Below are 22,101 nucleotides of genomic sequence, written 5' to 3' on the forward strand. Positions count from 1 at the left end.
TGGGTGGGGGGAACTGCGGGGGGATTACCACGCCCTCGCGGTGAGGACGCGGTCTTCTCCGGCGACGAGGTCGAGGGGCTCGGCACCGGAGGAAGTCCTGAGTTCGACGCGGACGGTACGGCTCGGCCGGAGGGCGGCGGTGGCCCCGCCGTCCGGGCTCCAGGTGAGGTCCAGCTCGGCCCCGAACCGCGTGCGCACCCCGCGCAGCGCGCCGCTGGGTCGGTCCGCCGGCAGCGCGGGCAGCAGCACCAGCCGGTCGGGGGTCGACTGGACGAGCATCTCGATCAGTACGGCGGGCAGGGTGTGCGCGGCGTCGGCGTTGTAGACGTGCCGGTTCGGGTAGTGGGCGCTCATCAGGGAGGCGTGGAAGAAGTCGCCGTCCAGGACCTGGCCGAGGGCGTAGGCGACGCGGTCACCGTCCCCGAGCCGGGCGGCGATGAGGGCGTGGTGCAGGTGTCCGTGCGCGGAGTCGTTCTCGGCGCCGCGCAGTTCGAGGGCGCGGTGCGCGGCGGCCGCGAGTTCGGGGGTGTCGTAGGGGGTGATCTCGTCGAGCGGCCAGACGCCGTAGAGGTGGCTGAGGTGGCGGTGGTCGTAGGAGTCCTCCAGGCCCGGCCAGGCCCATTCGGCCAGGGCTCCGTCCGCGTTGATCCGGTGCGGGGGGAGCCGGTCGGCGAGGGCGCGCCAGCGGTCGGCGTCGGGGCCCGGGTGGTAGGCGGCGGCCGTCAGCAGGGCGTGGCGGGCCGCGGAGAGGTCCATGGCCGCGTTGAGGGCGCCCCAGCTCGCGTTGGCCGGCCGGTTCTCCGGTGAGTAGGAGGGGACGACGACGAGGCGGCCGTCCTCGTCCGTACGGGTGAGGAAGTCCTCGTAGAACAGGGCGACGTCGGCGAGTGCGGCGGCGGTGCGCGGATCGCGGGTGCCGTGGGTCTCGTCGTGGTCGACGAGCGGCTTGAGCAGCCAGTCGGCGCCGGCGGTCCACAGGTGCAGCGGGTACTCGCGGCTGAAGTGGTACGAGTGGCCGGACTCGCCGTCGGTGTGGGCGGGGGCGACGGCACCCCGGGCACCGAAGACCGCGCGGGCGTTGTCGCGCCAGTCGGGCAACTGGCGGTGGATCAGCGAGGCGTGGGCCTCGGTGACCTCGGGGAGGGCGGCGGCCGCAGCCGAGGCGGTCTGGAGGTTGAGGTTGGCGTCGTTGGTGAACGCGCCCGACCAGGCCGTGTTCCAGTCGCCGGTCCACAGTCCGGTCAGGCGGGGCGGGAAGAGGCCGCTCGCGGAGAGCAGGTGGTAGCGGCCGGCCGCGAACAGGCGCTCCAGCAGGGCGGCGCTGCGGGGTCGCTTCAGCAACTCGGAACCCGGCAGGGCCCGTTCGGCCGGGTCGGCGGCCAGGTCGAGGGTGACACGCGCGTAGGCGGTGCGGTGCAGGGCGGCATGGCGGTCGAGGAGCTCGTCGTACCCGGTGAGCAGGTCGCGCAGGGCACGCCCCTCCTCGACCACGTCCAGTTCGCCGGTGTGCCGGTGCACCCGGGTGAGGAGCAGCACGGACCGGGCTCCCTCGATGTGCACGCCGGGGGGCACGAGGGTCGTCGTGCCGCCCGTGACGGCGAGCAGGGTGACACCGGTGCATGCCAGGTCGCTGTCCGGGTAGCGGGCGCGCAGGCTCAGCAGGGCGCCGTCGGGTGTCAGGACGGCTCCGTGGCCGACGCCCAGTCCCGCCGGGGCGCCGGGCAGCCGGTGGTCCAGGTCGATGTCGAGGGTGAGGCCGAGGCCGCTGACCTGCTGGACGATCACGTCGTCGGCGCGGGAGACGAAGACGCGGCCGGCCCAGCCGGCACAGGTCGTGCTCACCACGCCGGTGGCGAAGTCGACGTCGCGCCGGTAGCCGGGGCTCTCGCCCGCCGGGCGGCGCAGCCGGACCTGGAAGGCGGGGTGGAAGGGCTGCACCCACTGCAGCGGCCTGCCGTCCGTGAAGGTCTCGGCCGCGGTCGTGTCACCCGCCAGGAGGCGGTCCTGGAGGGCGGGGAGGCCGGCGGCGAGCTGTGGGGGCCCAGGGTCCTTGCCGCCCGGCCGTACCAGGGTGTGGTGGGTGACGACGACCCGCTCATCGTCCGGGTCACCGAACACAAGGGCGCCGTGGTGGCCGTTGCCGCTCAGGAAGCCGTCCTCCCAGCGAGCGGCCGGGTGGGGCTCCCACGTGCCGTGGACGGGTGCGGAGTCGGTCATGGCCGGAGCACCGCCGCCCCGTACCGGCCGAGGGTGACCCGGTCGGTGACGGCCGTCCCCGTCAGCAGGTCGTGGTGGGTGCCGGGCACCTCGACGGTCACCGGCTCGCGGCCGTGGTTGAGCACGAACAGCACCTCGCCCCTCAGCACGGCCTCGACCTGCTCGGGGAGGCCGTCGAGCACCGGCCGGACGCCCGCGTCGCCGGCGATCCGGGCCAGCAGCCCGCGCAGGGCCTCGGGCTCCGGGAGCGTGGAGACGTACCAGGCCCGGCCCTTGCGCAGGACGGCGGGCATGCCGTCCAGTTCACCGCCCTTGTAGCAGGTCGTGTGGTCGGGGTCGGCGGGCTCGATCTCCTCGGACCACAGGGTGCCCCGGAAGCCCTCGCAGGCGACGGTCTCGTCCGCGTCCAGCGGCCACCACTCGTGCAGCGTGCGGATGCCGAACAGCTCCCGCAGCCGGGCGTCCATGCCGCCGGGGCGCACCCGGTCGTCCTCATCGGCGACGCCGGTCAGGAAGCCGCAGACGAGGGTGCCGCCGCCGCGGACGTAAGCCAGGAGGTTCTCGATCGCCGCGTCGGTGAGCGCGTACAGCTGGGGCACGACGACCACGGAGTACGACGTCAGATCGTTCTCGGGGTGGGCGAAGTCGGTGGTGAGGTGCGCCTGCCAGAGGGCCCGGTGCCAGGCGCGCAGGACGTCCGGGTACTCCACCCGGCTGGACAGGCGGCCGTCATGAGCGCCGGCCCACCAGGCGTTCCAGTCGTGCAGGACGGCGACGTTCGCGGTGAGGTGCCGGCCGGCCACCTGAGGGGCGATCCGCGCCAGGTCCGCGCCGAGCCGCTTGACCTCCTGGTACGTACGGCCCTCCTCCCCCGCGTGGCTGACCATGCCGGAGTGGAACTTCTCCGCACCCTGCCGGGACTGCCGCCACTGGAAGAAGCAGACGGCGTCGGCGCCCCGCGCCACGGCCTGGAGGGACCACAGCCGGTTGAGGCCGCGCGGCTTGGGGTGATTCACCCCGCGCCAGTTGACCGGTCCGGCGGCCTGCTCCATGAGCATCCACGGCCCGCGTGCCTGGGAGCGGGTCATGTCCTGCACGAGCGCACCGTTCTGGGCGCCGAGCGGATCGCGCGGGTCGGGGTAGAGGTCGACGGAGACGACGTCCTCCTCCTCGGCCCAGCGCCACGCGTCCTGCCCGAACCACAGCGGCATGAAGTTGCTGGTGACCGGGATGTGCGGGGTGTGCCGCCGGACGATGTCCCGCTCGGCGGTGTAGCACTCCAGGAGCATGTCGGAGGTGAAGCGCCGGAAGTCCAGGACCTGGGCGGGGTTGCGCATGTAGTGGGGCAGGCGGGGCGGCAGGATGCCGTCCCAGGTGTCGTAGCCCTGGCTCCAGAAGGCGGTGCCCCAGGCCTCGTTGAGGGCCTCCAGGGTGCCGTACTTCTCCCGCAGCCAGCGGCGGAAGGCGGCCGCGGCCTGGTCGCCGTAGTCGTAGGTGCAGTACTCGTTGTTGATGTGCCACATCGTCAGGGCCGGGTGGTCCCCGTAGCGGGCGGCCAGGTCCTCGGTGATGGCGGCGGCGTAGCGCCGGTACGTGGCGCTGGAGTGCGAGAAGTGCTGGCGGCCGCCCCACCACTCGGTGCGGCCGTCCTCGGTGACGGGCAGGGTGTCGGGGTGCAGGCGGCCCATCCAGGGCGGGGGCGAGGAGGTGGGGGTGGCGAGGACGACACCGATGCCGTTCTCGTGCATCAGATCCATCAGGGTGTCCAGCCGGCCGAACTCCCGGGCGCCGGGCTCCGGTTCCAGCATCGACCACGAGAACACCCCGAGGGTGACGGAGTTGACGCCGGCGTCCTTCATCAGCCGGACGTCCTCGTGCCAGGTCTCCCGCGGCCACTGCTCCGGGTTGTAGTCGCCGCCGAACAGAAGGCGGCCTCGGGTCGCGTCGCTCAGGCCGGGCATCAGGCGGGCTCCCCGTACTGCACGCCGCGCCCGTTGGTGGCGATGTAGACCCGGCCGTAGATACGCGGGTCACCCGCGATGGTCGCGCCGATCCAGCCCCACTGGTGCTGGTCGTCGTTGATCCGCGTCCAGGTCTTCGCCCCGTCGTCGGAGCGGTACACGGCGGTGATGGTCTCGGTGGAGCCGACCAGGTAGACCGCCGGGTAGGAGGCGCCCGCGGCGGCCTTGCCGAAGCCGAGGGTGTACGACGCCCGGCAGCTGCCGACCTTGGCGAAGTTCGCGCCGCCGTCGGTGGAGCGGTACAGCCCGTTCCCCTTCAGGCTCAGCCACAGGTCCCCGGAGCGGCCCGGCGCCGCGGCCAGCTGGAACTCGGTATCGCCCGAGCTCAGCCCGGTGGCCCGCGCGGTGAAGGTCCGGCCGCTGTCGGTGCTGGCGTGGAGTGTGCCGGTGGTGGTGTCGAAGGCGTAGAAGCGGGCCGGGTCCACGGGGTCCGCGACCGGGGCGGCTCCCTTCGGGAAGGAGGCCACCTCGGACCAGGTCGCGCCGTTGTCCGCCGAGCGGAACCCCGGATCGCCCGTGCCGAAGGACCACAGCAGCACGCTGCCGTCGGCGTTCGTGGCGATCGGCCCGGGCGCGGACTTGGCCATGGACGGCTGGGACGTGAAGGGGGCCCAGGTCCTGCCGCCGTCGTTCGACCAGGCGCCGTTGCCGTGGTCGCCCCACCCGGCCCGCACGACGTACGACGGCCTGGCCGATGCCAGCGCGAGACCCGTCGACGTGCCGAACACCGGGTTCGACGCCATGCCCCGCGAGGGGGACGCCGTGAGCCGCTCGTGGTACATCACGCCGATGTCCCCGGAACCGCTGATCAGGTGCGCCTCTCCGACGGGAGGGGAGATCAGCTGCCGGATGGACGCCTCCTCCAGACCGCGGATCTGCGGGGCCCAGTTCTTGAGGTCGCGGGTGCCGTAGAGCGTCGCGCCGGTGCCGTAGACGATGTGCTCGGAGTCGAACGGGTCGAGGCCGACGGCCTGGATCCACCAGCCGAACTTGGGCTTGTCGGCGCCCCACTTGAGATACGGGGTCTCGGAGACGTCGAGGACGGCCTTGTCCTTCAGGGACGTCCAGGTGCGGCCGCCGTCCGTGGTCCGGTACAGGGTGTCGACCAGGGACCAGCGGTTGTTGGTGGAGACGACGACCGTGCCGGGACGGCGGGCGTCGACGGCACAGCCGCCGTAGCCGAAGGAGTCGGTCCCGCCGTCGCCGGTCGCCCCGCCGGGCTTCACGGGCGTGACCTCGGTCCACTTCCCGGTGGTCGTGCGCAGCTTGTGCACACTGCCGTCGGACTGGCCGTTGGGGCCCGGGGCGTTGGCGTACGTCACGTACAGCTCGCGCGTGTGCCGGTCGTACGCGGCCCGGACCGGGACCTTGGCGGCGGTACCGGCGGGCTGCCCGGGGACGGCCTCCCAGGTGGTGCCGTCGGCGGTTCGGTAGAGGTTCGCGGAGGTGCCGTCGGAGTCGCCCCAGCCGGCGTAGACGCTGCGGCCGGCGGCGACGAGGAGGGTGACGCCCTGGCCGGTGGCGCTGGGGGCGGCCGGGAAGCTCACGGCCTTCCAGGTGGCGCCCCGGTCGGTCGACCTGAGCAGCCCGTCGTGCCGGGTGCCCAGCCACAGGGTGTCGCTGTCCCGCGGGTCGACGAGCAGCCGCTCCCCGCAGCCACGCCCGTCCTCGTTGGCCCCGAGCTTCACGGCGAGGTCGGTGCGCTTCCAGGTCGCGCCGCGGTCCTCCGACCGCAGCACGGCCCCGTTGCCGGCCCAGGACTGGGCGTACGTGCCGAGGGCGAGGTACAGCCGGTCCGGACGGGCCGGGTCGACGGCCATCGCCTCCACGCCGAGCAGGTTCCAGTCGTCCCAGCCGAGGTGGTCGGTCAGCGGGATCCACCGGTCGGTCCGGTCGTCCCAGCGGTAGGCGCCGCCGATGTCGGTCCGGGCGTAGGCGAGGCCCCGGACGGAGGGGTGGAAAAGGACGCCGGTGATGAATCCGGTGCCGCCCTGGACGACGTTGCGCCAGCGGTATCCGCCCTTGGCTGGTGTGGCGGCCGCGGCTCGTCCCTGGATCGACGGAAGGGGGACGACCGCGGCGACGGCGGCCGTCCCGGCCAGCACGGACCGTCTGCTGAGGTGAAACGTGCTCATGACATACCTCGGTTCATGCAAAGAGGGGGACGTGGATGCCCTCAGGGGCGCGGGGAACTGCGCGACGAGCCACGAGGCAGCCGCAGACGACGAACAACCGACAGCCCTACGGTCAGCCCTTTACGGCCCCGGTGAGCATGCCCTTCTTGAAGTGCTTCTGGACGAACGGCGAGATCACGGCCACCGGCAGCAACGCCATCACCATCACGGCCATCTGGATCGCCAGCGCGGAGATCTGCCCGGTCTTGATCGCCTGGCTCACCCCGACCGGCGCTTCCTGCTTCTGCACCAGCTGGATCATGACGTTCTGCAGCGGCATCATGTCCTGGTCGCTCAGGTAGATCGACGCGTTGAACCAGGCACTCCAGTACCCCACCGCGTAGAACAGTGTGATCACCGCGATGACGGCCCGCGAGAGCGGCATGACGATCCGCCAGAGGATCCGCCAGTCTCCCGCCCCGTCGATGCGCGCACTGTCGATGAGCTCCGGCGAGATGCCCATGAAGAACGCACGCAGTACGAGGATGTTGAAGACACTCACCGCACTCGGCAGGATCAGCGCGAGATACGTGTCGGTCAGGCCCAGGGACTGCACCAGCAGATACGTCGGGATGAGCCCGGCCCCGAAGAACATCGTCGCGAGCAGGGTCATCAGCAGCCATCGGTGCCCCAGCGATCCGCTGCGGGACAGGCCGTAGGCGGCCAGCACCGACACCGCCATGGAGAACACCGTGCCGGCCAGCGTGACGCACACGCTGACGATCGCGGCCCGGGTCACCTGCCCGCCGCTCAGCAGTTCCTGGTAGGCGACGAAGGTGATGTCCTTCGGGATCACCACGAGCCCGCCGGCCTCGGTGATGGTCTGCTTCGAGGACAGGCTGGTGACGATGACGATCCACAGCGGGAACAGGACGGCGAGGCAGGCGGCGGCCAGGACGATGCCCTTGCCCGCGACCCCGGCCTTGCTGGGCTCGTCCTCCCAGACGGGCCTCGGCGGAGCCTCCCACCAGCGGGGTTCGCGCGCCGCCTCGTCGAGGGCGGCCTTGTCGATGACGGTGGTCACTTCTTGTACACCCCCTGCTCGCCCATGAAGTGGGCCACCTTGTTCGCGGCGAGGACGAGGGCCACGCTCACCACGCCCTTGATCAGTCCGGCCGCTGCCGCATAGCTGAAGTCCTGGTTGCGGACGCCGTTCCACCACACATAGGTGTCGAGGACCTCCGCCGCCCCCGGTCCCACCGCGTCGCGTTGCAGCAGGATCTGCTCGAAGCCGACGGTGAGCGCGTCACCGACCCGCAGTACCAGCAGCAGGGCGATCACGGGCCGCAGCGCGGGCAGCGTGACGTGCCACATCCGCCGCCAGCGCCCGGCCCCGTCCATGGCCGCCGCCTCGTACAGGTCGGGGCTCACGGAGGCCAGGGCGGCGAGGAAGACGATGACGCCCCAGCCCGCGTCCTTCCAGACGCCCTCCGCGGTCACCAGGAACTTGAAGATCCCCGGGTCGGTCATGAGGTCGAAGCCCTCGTAGCCGTGCCGGCGCAGGGTCTGCGCGATGATGCCCGCCCCGCCGAAGATCTGCTGGAAGACGGTGATCACCAGCACCCAGGAGAAGAAGTGCGGCAGGTACAGGATCGCCTGAGACACCGCCCGGATCCGGGGCCTGATCACGCTGTTGATGAGCAGCGCGAGCACGATCGGGATGGGGAAGAACAGCACCAGCTGGAGGCCGAACAGCACGAGCGTGTTCTGCACGGCGTCCCAGAACGCCGAGTCCGCGAAGATCCGCTGGAACTGCTCGACGCCCACCCAGGGGCTCTCCAGCATCGCGACGAAGCCGTTGTCGCTGACGTACGGGTCGTACTCCTGGAAGGCGACGACGTTGCCCAGGATCGGGATGTAATTGAAGACCAGGACCAGCGCGACGGCCGGCAGCGTCATCAGGATCAGCGTGCGGTCGCGGCGGAACCTCAGCCTGAGGCTCAGTCTGCCGGAGAGCTTCTGCTTCCCCGGCTGCTTCCCGGTGGCGTCCGCCGCCCGGGAAGCCGTCTCGGTGGTCTCCGCCTCGGCCCTGCTGCGAGGCACCGTGCTGTTGGACACGGGCTTCTCCTTGCCTCAGCGCCGGGTCACTGCGCGGAACCGTTGGTGTCGTGCAGCTTCTGGTACCAGTCCCGCAGCTTGTCGCCGCCCTGCTTCTTCCAGTCGGAGACGGCCTGCTGCACATCGCTGATCTTCTTGCGGCCGCGGACGACGTCGTCCTCCAGCTGCTCGAAGTCGTTGGAGAGGTTGGTGTAGCGGGCGGGCTCGGTGATCTGCATGCCCCAGAAGGTGGACTTCTTGGTGAAGGCGCCCATCCGCTGCTGCCACTCCACCTGCTCCTTCGCGATGTCCGGGAGGTCCGGGTGCGCGATGGTCGGGGCGGGGCTGGCGATCATCTCGTAGGCGTTCATGACCTCCTGGTTGCCCTTGTCGTTCTTGGTGGGCACCCCGTCCTCGACGGTGTAGTGCGTGCCCTCCACCCCGTACTTGGTGAGCATGTACTCCTTGGTGCCGTACGGGGCGGCGGTGACGTTGGCGGCGGCCAGGATGTCCTCGATGACGGCCTTGGAGGCCTTCTTGTTGACGAAGGCGAAAATGCCGGCGGGCGAGCCGGCCCACAGCGTGGGGTCGCCGCCGTCGGCGCCGAAGATGTCCATGCCGGAGATGCGGAAGTCGGTCTTCTGGCCCGCCTGCTCGGCCATCTTGCCCCACCAGTCCGAGATGTTCTGGTTGTACATCAGCACCTGGCCGGCGGTGAAGCGGTCGCCCGCGGTGCCCTGGTTCGCCGCCTTGGCGTCGGGGTGGACCACACCGGCCGCGTAGAGCTTGCGCGTCCACTCCAGCGCTTCGAGGTACTCCTCCGTCTCGACCCGGTAGATCATCTTGCCGTCGGTCAGGTTCCAGCCGAGCGGCTTCTCGCTGCCGGAGAGCACACCGAAGAAGTTGAAGGCGCTCCACTTCATGTCGTCGCAGGCCCACACCTTGGCCGTGGGCCGGGTGATCTCCTTGGCGAGAGCGAGGAACTCGTCCGGGGACTTGGGGAGTTCGTAGCCCTCCTTGTCGAAGACGTCCTTGCGGTAGAAGGGCACGATGCCGACGACGGAGGGGGCCGGCTGCGGCAGGCCACGCAGCTTGCCGCCGAAGATGGAGTACTGCCAGGCGCCGCTCGGGATGGCCGCGAGGTTCGGGTACTTCTTGATCGCATCCCCGGACAGGTACGGGCCGAGGTCGGCGAACTTGCTGATGATGGCGCTGGGTATCTTGCCGCCCATGTTCCAGCTGGGGATGACCACCACGTCCGGCAGGTCGCTGGAGGCGAGCACCGCGCCCAGCTTCTCGTCGTAGGTGTTGCCGTCCTGGTTCTGCCACGTGATGTCGACGCCGATCAGATCGTTCATCGCCTTGTAGTAGGCGTTGTCGCCCTTCGGCGGCGAACCCCAGAACGGCGACATGATCTTGATGGAGCTGCCCTTGCCGAGTTTCTTCGGCACCGAGGTCTTGAGGGCGGCGAGGTCGAGCTTGCTGGTGAAGCCCATGGCCGAGCCGTTCCTGGACGGGATGTCCGGCGAGACCATGTTGCTGGCGACGTAGGCCGGCAGCAGCTTCTTGGCGCTCTTACCGGACGTGGTGCCGTCCTTCGACCCGCTGTCCGACCCGCCGCAGGCGGCGAGCAGCGGCATCCCACCGGCCACCGCTGCGGTGGCGACCGCCGTGGAGGCGAGGAAACTTCTCCGGCTCGGTCCGGAGGAGGCGGAGGCGGCGTTCGGCGTCATTGCGTCAACCCTTCATGGCGCACCAGGACACCCGGCGGTGGGCCGTCGGCTGCGGTGTCTCGAGTGGAACTGGCTGAGCCGAAGCGAGCTTTCGACCCAGCAGGGGCTTTCGTAGTCGAAGCGCTTCGATGTTGCTGTGAGGTTAAGTGAACGCCCAGGGGTGCACAAGGGTCGTCCCCAAACTTCCTCGAAGGCATGAGAGGGGACCGTTCCTCATGCACGGCTTGAAGGGACGACACCGGTCTCTTGACACCCGACCCGTCGTCGACCCAGCATCGAAGCGCTTCGAAAGGGACTTGCCGCTCCACCGCAAAGGGATTCCCACGTGACCGCACACCCGCCGCCCAGTCCGCCGTTCCGCGATCCGCGTCTGCCGTTCGCGAAGCGGATCGACGACCTCCTGTCGCGGCTCACGCCGGAGGAGAAGATCGCCTTCCTGCACCAGTTCGCGCCCGCCGTCGAACGGCTCGGCATCGCCGCCTTCCGTACCGGCCAGGAGGCCCTGCACGGCGTGGCCTGGATGGGCCCGGCGACGGTCTTCCCGCAGGCGGTCGGCCTCGGCGCCACCTGGAACCCGGAGCTGGTGCGGCGCGTCGGCGACGCGGTGTCCAAGGAGATCCGTGCGATGCGCGCCAAGGACGACCGGGTCGGCCTCAACGTCTGGGCCCCGACGGTCAACCTGCTGCGCCACCCCCTGTGGGGCCGCAACGAGGAGGGCTACTCGGAGGACCCGAAGCTCACCTCGGCGATCGCCACCGCCTACACGCACGGCCTGCGCGGCGACCACCCGACCTACTGGCGCACCGCGCCGGTGCTGAAGCACTGGCTCGCCCACAACAACGAGACGGACCGCTCCACGACGTCGAGTTCCGTACGCCCGCGCGTGCTGCACGAGTACGACCTGAAGGCCTTCCGCGAGACCGTCGAGGCGGGCGCGGTGGCCGGGGTGATGCCGGCGTACAACCTGGTCAACGGCCGGCCCAACCACGTCTCCCCCTACCTGAGCACGCATCTGCGCAGCTGGACCGACGAGGACCTGCTGGTCTGCTCCGACGCGGGCGCGCCGAGCAACCTGGTCGACTCCGAGCACTACTTCGACACGCACGAGGAAGCGACGGCGGCCTCCCTCGTGGCGGGCGTCGACAGCTTCACGGACCACGGCACGGACTCCTCGCAGATGACCGGGCGTCTGCGTGGCGCCCTGGAGCGGGGGCTGCTGACCGAGGCCGACATCGACACCGCCGTCCGCCGGCAGCTCTCGGTCCGCTTCCGCCTCGGTGAGTTCGACCCGGAGTACGACCCGCACGGCGCCACCGGCGAGTTCGACACCCCGGCGCACCGCGCGCTGGCGCAGGAGGCCGCCGAGCAGGCGATCGTGCTGCTCAAGAACGACGGCGTGCTGCCGCTCGCCCCGGACACCCGGGTCGCGGTGGTCGGTCTGCTCGCCGACGAGTGCAAGCTCGACTGGTACAGCGGCACGCTCATCCACCGCTCGACCCCGCTGGAGGGTCTGTACGAGCGGTTCGGCGCCGAGCGGGTGGAGTTTGCCGAGGGCGTGGACCGGGTCCGGCTGAAGACCTCCGCGGGCGCCTTCGTGCACGTACCGGTGGCCGAGGACGCCGCCGACGAGGTGCGCGGCGCCGAGGGCGCGCTCGACCCGGCGCTGCTCGCGGGCCGCACCGACCTGCCCGCGCTCACCACCGACGCGACCGGCACCGAACTGGCGCTGGTCGACTGGGGCGAGGGCGTGCTGACCCTGCGCGCGCCCGACGGCCGCTATCTCTCGGTCGCCGACGACGGCCGCGTCCGCGCCTCCGCCGACCAGCCGGGCGGCTGGGTCGTCCAGGAGACGTTCCGTCTGGAACCGCACGGGAACGGGCACCTCCTGAAGCACCTGGGAACGGGTCGCCACGTGTGTGTCTCCGCCGACGGCGTGAAGGTTGCCGACGAAGCTCCCGAGGTGTTCGAGCTGGTCGTCGCCGAGCGCGGCGAGGAGGCGGTGGCGCGGGCCGCCGCGCGGGCCGACGTGGTCGTGGTGGTGGCGGGCAACGACCCGCACATCAACGGCCGCGAGACCGAGGACCGTACGACCCTGCGGCTGCCCGGGCACCAGGAGCGGCTGCTGCGGGCCGCCCGCGCGGCGAACCCGGCGACCGTGCTGGCGCTGGTCTCCGCCTACCCGTACGCCGTCGACCCGGCGGACCTGCCGGCCGTGCTGTGGACGGCGCACGGCGGCCAGGCGGCCGGCACCGCCCTGGCCCGGGTGCTGGCCGGCGACGCCTCCCCCGCCGGCCGCCTCCCGCAGACCTGGTACGCCGACGACGCCGACCTGCCCGGCCTCCTCGACTACGACGTGATCGGGAGCCGGCAGACGTACCTGTACTTCGAGGGCACGCCCCTGTTCCCCTTCGGGCACGGCCTGTCGTACACGTCGTTCGCGTACGACGGTCTGACGGCCCGGGTGGCGGACGGGTCGGTGCACGTCTCCTTCACGGTCACCAACACCGGAGACGTCACCGCCGACGAGGTCGCCCAGCTCTACACCCGGGCCGTGCACCCGACCGTGCCGCGCCCCCGCCGCGAGCTGCTGGACCACCGCCGCGTCACCCTCGCCCCCGGCGCGACGGCCGCCCTGAGCTTCGAGGTCCCACTGTCCGCCTTCGCGTTCTGGGACGTGGCCCAGGACCGGTGGCGTCCGGAGCCGGGCGCGCATGAGCTGCTGGCCGGGGCCTCCAGCGAGGACGTCCGGCTGCGGACGACCGTCACGCTCGACGGCGAGCCCGCCCTGCCCCGCCCGGTCGTCGCACGCGGACTGGCCGCGGCCGGCTTCGACGAGCAGAGCGGCATCGAGATCGTCGACCGTACGAAGGTGTCGGGCGACGCGGTGACGCCGGCGGGCGGGGCCACGGGCGAACTGGTCTACCGGCGCTGCGACTTCGGGCGCGGTATCGACGAGGTGAGGGTGGAGGTGGCCGGTGAGGGCACGGTCGAGCTGTCCCTCGACGGCGGTCCGGCGCTCGCGGTGCTGTCGACCGCCACGCCCACGTCAGGCCCGTACGACTACGTCTCGCTCGGCGCGTCCGTCGCCGCCGCGGGCGTGCACGACGTGCACCTGAGACTGCGCGGCCCGCTGCGGCTCGCGCACGTCGGCTTCTCCGGTTGAGGGTCCGGAGCAGGCCGGCGTAAAGAAGGGGCCCGGCACCGGAAGGCATCGGTGCCGGGCCTCTTCGCAGAGCCTATATGAAAATGGTTCCCATGAGCTAGAGGGCGAGGCCGGTGAGGACCATCACGCGCTCGTACGTGTAGTCCTCCATGGCGAACCGCACGCCCTCCCGGCCGACGCCGGACTGCTTGACGCCGCCGTACGGCATCTGGTCGGCGCGGTAGGACGGCACGTCGCCGACGACGACGCCGCCGACCTCCAGGGCCCGGTGGGCCCGGAACGCGGTCTGGAGGTCGTGGGTGAAGACGCCCGCCTGCAGGCCGTACTTGGAGTCGTTGACGGCGGCGAAGGCCTCGGCCTCGCCGTTCACCTTCTGCACGGTGAGGACCGGCCCGAAGACCTCCTCGCAGGAGAGCGTGACGTCGGCGGGTACGCCGGCCAGCACCGTCGGGGCGTACGAGGCGCCGTCGCGCTTGCCACCGGTGAGCAGCGCGGCACCGGCGTCGACCGCCTCCTGGACCCACGCCTCCACGCGCTTGGCGGCGTCCTCGCTGACCAGCGGGCCGACGTCGGTCGCGTCGTCGCCCGGGTCGCCGGTGACCTGGGCCTCGACGGCGGCGACGATGCGCGGCAGCAGCCGGTCGTACACGGAGGCGTCCGCGATGACCCGCTGGACGGAGATGCAGGACTGGCCGCCCTGGTAGTTGGAGAAGGTGGCGATGCGGTTCGCCGCCCGGTCCAGGTCCTCGTCGCTCGCCCAGTCGGCGAGGACGACGGCCGCGCCGTTGCCGCCCAGCTCCAGGGTGCAGTGCTTGCGCGGCACCGAGTCCATGATCGCGTAGCCGACCTTCTCGGAGCCGGTGAAGGAGATCACGGGCAGGCGCTCGTCCTGCACGAGGGCAGGCATCTTGTCGTTGGCGACCGGCAGGATGCTCCAGGAGCCCGCGGGCAGTTCGGTCTCGGCCAGCAGCTCGCCGATCACCAGGCCGGACAGCGGCGTCGCCGGGGCCGGCTTGAGAATGATCGGCGCGCCGGCGGCGATGGCCGGGGCGACCTTGTGGGCACAGAGGTTGAGCGGGAAGTTGAAGGGCGCGATACCGAGCACCACGCCCTTCGGGAAGCGGCGGGTGAGGGCGAGCCGGCCCTGTCCGCCGAGGTCGGTGTCGAGCCGCTGCGCCTCGCCGCCGTTGAACCGCCGGGCCTCCTCGGCCGCGAAGCGGAACACGGACACGGCCCGGCCGACCTCACCGCGCGCCCACTTGAGCGGCTTGCCGTTCTCGGCGGAGATGAGCCGGGCGATCTCCTCGGTGCGCTCGACGAGGCGCTTGCTGACGTGGTCGAGGGCGGCGGCCCGGACGTGGGCCGGGGTGGCGGCGAACTCGTCCCGCACGGCGTACGCGGCGGCCACGGCCTCCTCGACCTGCGCGTCCGTCGGCACGCTCACCTTGCCGACGAGCCGCCCGTCCCACGGGGAGGTGACGTCGAAGGTGTCCTCGCCGGCGGCCTCACGGCCGGCGAGCCAGAAGGCGTGCGTGGCTGCCACAGTTTTCTTGGGCATGTGGGTTCCGGCCCTTCGGCGTCGGGGGTGGTCTGTGCTGCGGTTCCACGGTAGGGGCGAGGTGGCCGAAGGTCGTTTGTCCGGGGCGTAGCAATAAGGGGCGGGGACACTACGGTTTGGCTACTCGGAGCTGGTCGCCTTCAGGGCGAGCCAGAGCTCCATCCGCGCGTCGGCGTCGTCCAGGGAGCGGCCGAGGATCTCCTCGACCCGGCGCATGCGGTAGCGGAGGGTGTGGCGGTGGACGCCGAGGTCGGCCGCCGCCGCGTCCCACTGGCCGTGCCGGGACAGCCAGGCGCGCAGGGAGGCGACGAGGTCGCCGCGGCCCGTGGCGTCGTGCTCGTACAGCGGCCGCAGCATCCCGTCGGCGAAGGCCCGTACCGCGTCGTCCGCGAGCAGCGGCAGTACGGATCCGGCCGCCATCTGCTCGTGCTCCACGAGGACGCGCCCGCGCCGCCGCGCCACCGACAGCGCCTGTTCGGCCTGCTTGTACGCGGCGGACGCCGCGATCGGCCCGGCCGGCGCCGACAGGCCCACGACCAGCTCGTCGTCCTCGCCGCCCGGCACCTTCTCGCGTACGCCGGCCCGGGCCGACTCCAGCGCTCTCGCGTACTCCCCGCAGGCCGCCGCGGCGGCACCGCCGTCCGCGGCCAGCACCACCAGCCGCTCGCCCTCCGGCACGACGAGGACGGCCTCGCCGGCCCGGGCCGCGGCGGACTCCATGACGTCGGCGAGCGCCGCGAGGGGATCGCCGTTCGTGTCGGCCGCGGCGAGCGCGGCAGCGGAGGGCCGGTCGGCGGCCGGGGCGTCCGCGTGGGCCTCGGCACGGGCCAGCGCGGCCGAGGCCGACACCGGCACCCGTTCCGCGACCAGCATCCGGAACGGCGCGTCCAGCAGACCGCCGTAGAGGTCCCCGGCGACCGCACGCGCGTGGTCGGGCTCCCCGGCCAGCAGCATGCGCAGCACGGCCGTGCCGACCCGCTGCTCGGCCGCCTGGAGGGACCGGGAGCGTTCCGTGGTGAGGGTCAGCAGCGCGATGGCCGAGTGGACGGCGTAGCGCTCGGCGGTGCCGAGGGCGGCGGCCGTGCCAACGGCGAGGGCCGCCCGGGGGCGCCGGCCCGTGCCGATGCTGTGCAGCTCGACCCGGTCCTCGTTCTCCGGCCCGCCGACCACCGAGGAGGCGGGCGCGGGCCGCTCCCCCAGCCGCTGTACGTCGCCGGTGAGCCGCGCGGCCCGCCGCCCGGCCCACTCCGGTGCCGTGGCGACGACGGCGCCCGAGGCGTCGTACAGCGCGGCCCAGCCGTCGACCTGCGAGGCCAGCGCGGCCAGCAGCCCCTCCGGTCCGCCCGTCTGCGCCTGCCGGGTCAGCTCCCGCTGGGCGGCGAACCCGGCCGTGACGGCCCGGTACTGGTCCGCGGCGATCGCGGCGGACACGGCCTTGCTTATGGCGAGGAACGGGGTGCGGCGCGGCACCTCCAGCAGCGGCAGGCCCTCCTCCTCGGCCGCGTCGACGAGCGCCTTGGGGATCTCCTCGTAGTTGACGCCGACGGCGAAGCCGAGCCCGACCACGCCGGCCCCGGCCAGCCGCCGTACGTAGCGGCGCATGGCCTCCGGGTCCTCGGCGTCCAGTTTGAGCGCCGTGACCAGCAGCAGTTCCCCGCCCTCCATATAGGGGACGGGGTCGGCGAGCTCGCTGACGTGCGCCCAGCGGACCGGCACGTCGAGGCGGTCTTCGCCCGCCCGCACGGTGAGTCTCAGCGCGGAGTGGTGGACGAGCGAGGCGAGCGTCGGGGGCATGAGGCCTTCAGGTCTGCGTCAGGGCTGTGTGATCTTTGTGCTCTTTTGGCCGTCGCGTATGAACGACCTGTGACGATTCTGCCTCACCGTACGGTCCCCGCGTACCCGCACCGGCCGGAAGAGGTCAGCCCAGCGAGCTCTGTGAGCCCGGTCAGCCCCGGAGATCCACCAGCAGCGGCGGCGCGTGCTCGCCCTTCACATCGGTCAGCGACAGCACCGCGTGCCCGGCCGGCACTGCGTGGGCCAGCTCGGAGGCGGACCAGCGCTCCCGTTCGACCTGGCGCACGGTCACCGCCCGTGCGGTCGGGGCCTTGCCGGTGATCACCCGGCGCAGCATGTGCGCGGCCTTGCCCGCGGGCGTCTCCGCGATGATCTGCCGGTCGGTGACGTCCCGGGCCTCGGTCCACTCCTTGCCCCACACCTCGGCGAAGTCCTGCCCGTCCCACGGGGTGAGCCCCGCCAGCGCCATCCGGCAGCCGGTGGCCCCCAGCAGGGGCCCGCGCAGAGGCCGGGGTACGTCGTCCAGCGTCCGCAGGGTCAGCACGACCCCGGCGTTGCCCGAGCGCAGCCGCTGGATGCCGCGCACGGCCTCGGGCGTCACCACGCCGGTCGCGTCGTCGAGCAGCAGACAGGCGAACAGCGACCGGTCCTCCCGTACGGCGACACTCGCCGTGAACTGCGCGAGCACCAGCCGCGCCAGCATCCGGGAGGCGTCGGCGTGCCCGCGCTCGGGCAGGTCGATCCGCACCCGTACGGGATGGTCGAGGGCCTTGAGGGTGAAGGGCCGAGTGGTCCCCGAGGTGTCGAAGAAGGAGGCGAACGCGGGCCGGTCGAGCAGCGCGACCCGGTCCGCGAGCACCCCGCCGACATCACCCGGCTGCCCCATCTGCCGCTCCCGGGCATCCAGTTCCCGCAGCAGCGACTCCTGCCCGGCGTCCTGCAGCCCCTGCCGCAGCGCGGCCAGCGGCCCCGGCGCCCCGTCCAGCAGCTGCCGCAGCTCCGGCACGGACGGGAAACGCCCGTGCACGGCCCGGAACGGCCCCAGCAACTGCGCGAGGACGGTCGTGGAACGCCTGCTGTCACTGCCCGGATGCGGATCGGCGAGGTCCCCCACCAGCGCCTCGGCGAGCACAGCCGCGGCCTCGTCCGGGTCGCCGGTCCCTCCGTACAGATCCAGGTCGTATTCGGACTCCTGGTTCCCGATCCGCACGACGACGTCATACGCGTCGACCGGCCCGAGCCCGGCCCCCGCCGCCCCGACCACGACGACAGCGGCCCGCCCGGCGAGAGCGTGCAGACACAACGACTCGGCGAGCGGCCGCACGACGGTACCGGTCTTGCCGGAACCGGCGGGGCCGACGGCGAGCAGCGAGGTACCGAGCAGCTCGGGGCCGAGAGCGAGGCCGGTGCCGCGGTAGGCGTACGGATTACGCGGGTCGTCGGCACTGGTGCCCAGCCGCACCTGCCCCGTGAGCAGATCGTGCCGGGCCAGCCGGCTGGGCAGGTCGCGGGCGCCGGAGGGGTGCAGACAGGCGGCTGCGCCGTCCTTGAGCACGGCACCGCTGAAGGTGGCCAGACTGTGCCGCCCACTGCGGACGCCCTGCCAGGCACGGGCGATCCGGGCATGGTCGACGTCCCGCATGAGCCCGGCCCGCGCATCGGCGGCAAGCCGCTCGGCGACGTCGACGGCGCCGGCGGCGCGCAGGGCGGGCCATTCAGCGGGGTCCTCCGGCGGGGCGGGTGGCCGCTGGTGCTCGGGTACGGACCGGCGCCAGGCGGGCGGACCGTAGCGCCGCCAGATCTCACCCCACCGTCCGAGCCGGCCGACTCCGACCATGATCACGAGCGCGATCAGTGTGTAGTAGGCGTAGACGACCACAACGGCGGTGAAGCTGTGAGGTTCGGCCCAGGACTCGGGGATCATCGCGTAAAGGGGCAGGAGCCACCAGCTGCCGAGGTATCCGTTCCACAACAGCGACCAGATCAGCCAGCCGACGAGGAAGGCGATCAACGCTCCACTGACCAACTGCCGGCCCGGGGTCCGCTCCGGCTCCTCCGCGGGCCGCGGCCGATGCCCGAACCGCCACACGCCGGGTGGCGCCTCGGGCCGCGGCGTACGCAGCCACGTCAGAAAGGAGGACCCGTCCGGCATCGGAGGCACCCCGGGCGCCCGGGTCGGTCGGGGCGGCACGGTGGACCCGTTCGGCGGCGCCGCGGGCATCTCCGGCGGCCCCGCCGGACGCGGCACCGGGTTCGCATGCGTACCCCGCGCCTCCTGCGTCCCGTCGCTGTCCATCGCCTTTGCCCCCTGACCAGCCGCTGCGTCCACCATCAGCGAGCCAATCTAACGCCCTCCCCTGGGGAGTTCACCGCTTACACGGCCGACAGAGCGGACCGACGTGCTCCGGATATGGTCATGACTTCCCCTCAGGGCGCGCAGCAGCGGACGGAGACTCCCCGGTGACCGAGCAACTCCCCTCGAGCGTCCAAGACTTCCCGCACACCGCCAGCGTGGCCTGGAACGATACGGCGACGCGCGGGGCCTGGTGGCGGCAGACGGTCAGGAGCCTGCTGTCGGTCGGCCTCTGCGCGGCTTGGTGGGTCTGGTACGCGGGCACCACCGTCGCGGTGCGCGAGCAGGTGGTCTTGCTGACCGTCGCGTTCTTCGCCTACAGCGCCTTCGGCGTACCTCTACAGGTCCTGGCCGAGCTGCCGAACGCCTGGCGGGTGCGGCGGCTCCTGCGAGCCCATCCCTGGCAGATCGCAGAAGACCCGCCACGCGGCATCTCGGACCACCCGAAGGCCCGGGACGTGAGCGCCGCCTGGTTCGAGGTCCCCGACCCAGCCGCACCCGAACGGCAGCTACCGCTGATCATCCGCGCGCCCCTGTGGTGGCTCCGTCGTATGAAGCCGAACGCCTCCGCCGAGCGCCGGGCGCAGATCGCCCGGCTCTGGTACTGCGGCCTCCCCGGCGACGAGGTGGTCATCGCCGCGTCCCGCGCCACGGAGCAGGTCCCACGCCGATTGCGCCACCAGTACCTGCGGCATTCGCTGCTGCCCGAGCACCCCACCCGGACGGACGTGCCCCTCCCGCACCCGTCCCGCAACGCCCTCTCCCATCCGCCCACGGCACGCACAATGCGCCGCCGCCTCGCCCGCCTCGTCATCGCTCTCGTCCTCGTCTGGCCGGCTGTCCTCGCCGTGCAGATCGCCGTGGTCGCCGACGGGGACAGCGACAAGGCGGGCCTGTTCGGTGTGGCCCTGCTGTTCGAGGTGACTCTGCTCCCGCTCCATGTCTTCCTGATCGTCACCAACCGCCGCATGGCCCGGACCCTCGCCGGGCACACCTGGCGCCTGGTCGACTGTGAGATTCGCAGCCGTGGAAAGGCGCAGCTCATTCACGTCGGCGACCGCACTCTGCAGCCCCCGCCGCACACGCAGCTGGACACAGGGGCCACCCAGCTCTGGATCGCGGGCCATCCGCACCGCCACTGCGTCGTCTCCGTCCCCGGCGGCGCCAGTCCCGTCCGCATCGCCATATCCACCACGGACAACACGCCCACCTGACAACGCCCACATGGAGCATGCCCACCCCCCTCCCCCCGCCCTAGCCTGCGAGAAAAGAAGCGAAGTGGCTGTACACATTCGTCCGCACCACCCCAGGAGCCCCGCATGACCGCACTTCCGCAGGAGCGTCGCGTCGTCACCGCCATTCCCGGACCGAAGTCGCAGGAGTTGCAGGCCCGCCGTACCGCCGCGGTCGCGCAGGGTGTGGGGTCCGTGCTGCCCGTGTTCACCGCGCGGGCCGGGGGCGGGATCATCGAGGACGTCGACGGGAACCGGCTGATCGACTTCGGGTCGGGCATCGCCGTGACCTCCGTCGGTGCCTCCGCCGAGGCCGTCGTACGCCGGGCCTCCGCGCAGCTCGCCGACTTCACCCACACCTGTTTCATGGTCACGCCGTACGAGGGGTACGTCGAGGTCGCCGAGGCGCTCGCCGAGCTGACCCCGGGTGACCACGCCAAGAAGAGCGCGCTGTTCAACTCCGGCGCCGAGGCCGTCGAGAACGCCGTGAAGATCGCGCGGTCGTACACGAAGCGGCAGGCCGTCGTGGTGTTCGACCACGGCTACCACGGGCGCACCAACCTGACCATGGCGCTGACGTCCAAGAACATGCCGTACAAGCACGGCTTCGGGCCGTTCGCGCCCGAGGTGTACCGCGTGCCCGTGGCGTACGGCTACCGCTGGCCGACCGGTCCTGAGAACGCCGGCCCCGAGGCCGCCGCGCAGGCCATCGACCAGATCAGCAAGCAGGTCGGCGCGGAGAACGTCGCGGCGGTCATCATCGAGCCGGTGCTCGGCGAAGGCGGTTTCATCGAGCCGGCCAAGGGCTTCCTGCCGGCGATCCGCAAGTTCGCCTCCGACCACGGCATCGTCTTCGTCGCCGACGAGATCCAGTCCGGCTTCTGCCGTACGGGCCAGTGGTTCGCGTGTGAGGACGAGGGCATCGTCCCGGACCTGATCACCACCGCCAAGGGCATCGCCGGCGGCCTGCCGCTCGCCGCCGTGACCGGGCGCGCCGAGATCATGGACGCGGCGCACGCCGGCGGTCTGGGCGGCACCTACGGCGGCAACCCGGTCGCCTGCGCGGGCGCCCTCGGCTCGATCGAGACGATGAAGGAGCTCGACCTCAACGCCAGGGCGAAGAACATCGAGGCGGTCATGAAGGCCCGTCTCACCGCCATGGCCGAGAAGTTCGACGTCATCGGCGACGTCCGCGGCCGCGGCGCGATGATCGCCATCGAGCTCGTCAAGGACCGTGCCACCAAGGAGCCGAACCCGGAGGCGACCTCCGCGCTCGCCAAGGCGTGCCACGCCGAGGGCCTGCTGGTCCTGACCTGTGGCACCTACGGCAACGTACTCCGCTTCCTGCCCCCGCTGGTGATCGGCGAGGACCTGCTGAACGAGGGCCTCGACATCATCGAGCAGGCCTTCTCCCGCATCTGAACCGCCGTCGCGCGCATCTGAGCCACCGTCCGGGCAGGTGAGCCGCCCCGGTTCCGCTACCGGGGCGGTGAGCGGCAGAGCGTGTGAAGAAGGTGTGCGAGGTGGATGACAGGGGGCCCTACGGCCTGTCCTGCGCCCTGCCCCTGTCGTAGGTTCTACCCAGATGAGAGATACACCCCGCCCACAGGGGACTGTGGGTGACATCAGGCCGAGGCCTCCCCAGCTTCGACCTGGTCGTGCCCTCGCGCACACAACCGGAGCCTGAGGCTCTGGATCTCCTCACCGATCGGACAGTCGCCCGCCCCAAACCCCCCGGGGCGCGCGACGTTCCGGTCCGGACGGCCGCCCCGGAACTACCCCCCCTGTTCCGGGGCGGCCGACCTCCATTTCCGGGTCG

Annotated in this window: 12 protein-coding genes and 1 pseudogene; 4 read left to right on the forward strand and 9 right to left on the reverse strand. The window is 71.9% G+C overall.

All coding sequences use genetic code 11. The features are described 5' to 3' along the window. Positions 1–24: 24 nt before the first annotated feature. The 6 genes from ACH4G3_RS38595 to ACH4G3_RS38620 form a co-directional block, all read right to left on the reverse strand. The gene (locus ACH4G3_RS38595; protein WP_397628857.1) at positions 25–2,217 is read right to left on the reverse strand and encodes a glycosyl hydrolase family 95 catalytic domain-containing protein; all 2,193 of its coding nucleotides are present in this window, start codon (positions 2,215–2,217) and stop codon (positions 25–27) included. Next, complete coding sequence (locus ACH4G3_RS38600; protein ID WP_397628858.1) at positions 2,214–4,178, reverse strand: beta-galactosidase; 1,965 nt, start codon at positions 4,176–4,178, stop codon at positions 2,214–2,216. The genes ACH4G3_RS38595 and ACH4G3_RS38600 overlap by 4 nt, the downstream gene beginning before the upstream one ends. Further along, on the reverse strand, positions 4,178–6,373 hold the full coding sequence (locus ACH4G3_RS38605) for a WD40/YVTN/BNR-like repeat-containing protein (RefSeq protein WP_397628859.1): 2,196 nt from the start codon (positions 6,371–6,373) through the stop codon (positions 4,178–4,180). The genes ACH4G3_RS38600 and ACH4G3_RS38605 overlap by 1 nt, the downstream gene beginning before the upstream one ends. Before the next feature lie 112 nt (positions 6,374–6,485). Beyond that, entirely contained in the window at positions 6,486–7,436 is a 951-nt protein-coding gene (locus tag ACH4G3_RS38610) for a carbohydrate ABC transporter permease (RefSeq protein ID WP_397628860.1), read from the reverse strand. Next, on the reverse strand, positions 7,433–8,470 hold the full coding sequence (locus tag ACH4G3_RS38615) for an ABC transporter permease (RefSeq protein ID WP_397628861.1): 1,038 nt from the start codon (positions 8,468–8,470) through the stop codon (positions 7,433–7,435). The genes ACH4G3_RS38610 and ACH4G3_RS38615 overlap by 4 nt, the downstream gene beginning before the upstream one ends. Positions 8,471–8,496: 26 nt before the next feature. Further along, complete coding sequence (locus tag ACH4G3_RS38620) at positions 8,497–10,182, reverse strand: extracellular solute-binding protein (protein WP_397628862.1); 1,686 nt, start codon at positions 10,180–10,182, stop codon at positions 8,497–8,499. Positions 10,183–10,507: 325 nt separating this feature from the next. Between ACH4G3_RS38620 and ACH4G3_RS38625 the strand changes: the two genes are divergently transcribed. After that, positions 10,508–13,345 carry a glycoside hydrolase family 3 C-terminal domain-containing protein gene (locus ACH4G3_RS38625; RefSeq protein WP_397628863.1) on the forward strand — a complete coding sequence of 946 codons (2,838 nt, stop codon included), beginning with the start codon at positions 10,508–10,510 and terminating at the stop codon, positions 13,343–13,345. 97 nt (positions 13,346–13,442) lie between these two features. Here ACH4G3_RS38625 and ACH4G3_RS38630 read toward each other — a convergent pair whose 3' ends face one another. The 3 genes from ACH4G3_RS38630 to ACH4G3_RS38640 form a co-directional block, all read right to left on the reverse strand. Further along, the gene (locus tag ACH4G3_RS38630; protein WP_397629060.1) at positions 13,443–14,888 is read right to left on the reverse strand and encodes an aldehyde dehydrogenase family protein; all 1,446 of its coding nucleotides are present in this window, start codon (positions 14,886–14,888) and stop codon (positions 13,443–13,445) included. 135 nt (positions 14,889–15,023) lie between these two features. Beyond that, positions 15,024–16,697 (reverse strand): PucR family transcriptional regulator, encoded by a 1,674-nt coding sequence (locus ACH4G3_RS38635; RefSeq protein ID WP_397628864.1) that lies wholly within the window; start codon positions 16,695–16,697, stop codon positions 15,024–15,026. A 151-nt stretch (positions 16,698–16,848) separates the two neighbouring features. Beyond that, entirely contained in the window at positions 16,849–18,993 is a 2,145-nt protein-coding gene (locus tag ACH4G3_RS38640) for an ATP-binding protein (protein WP_397628865.1), read from the reverse strand. Between the two features lie 215 nt (positions 18,994–19,208). Between ACH4G3_RS38640 and ACH4G3_RS38645 the strand changes: the two genes are divergently transcribed. The 3 genes and pseudogenes from ACH4G3_RS38645 to ACH4G3_RS38655 form a co-directional block, all read left to right on the forward strand. Further along, positions 19,209–20,264, forward strand: a complete 1,056-nt coding sequence (locus ACH4G3_RS38645; RefSeq protein ID WP_397628866.1) for a hypothetical protein — start codon at positions 19,209–19,211, stop codon at positions 20,262–20,264. 105 nt (positions 20,265–20,369) lie between these two features. Further along, positions 20,370–21,704, forward strand: a complete 1,335-nt coding sequence (gene gabT, locus ACH4G3_RS38650) for a 4-aminobutyrate--2-oxoglutarate transaminase (RefSeq protein ID WP_397628867.1) — start codon at positions 20,370–20,372, stop codon at positions 21,702–21,704. Positions 21,705–21,867: 163 nt separating this feature from the next. Beyond that, positions 21,868–22,092 (forward strand): annotated as a pseudogene (locus tag ACH4G3_RS38655) (phosphatase PAP2 family protein); the annotation flags it as partial. Between the last annotated feature and the right edge of the window lie 9 nt (positions 22,093–22,101).

It is taken from the genome of Streptomyces afghaniensis (assembly GCF_044327915.1).
Classification (GTDB): Bacteria; Actinomycetota; Actinomycetes; order Streptomycetales; family Streptomycetaceae; genus Streptomyces; species Streptomyces afghaniensis.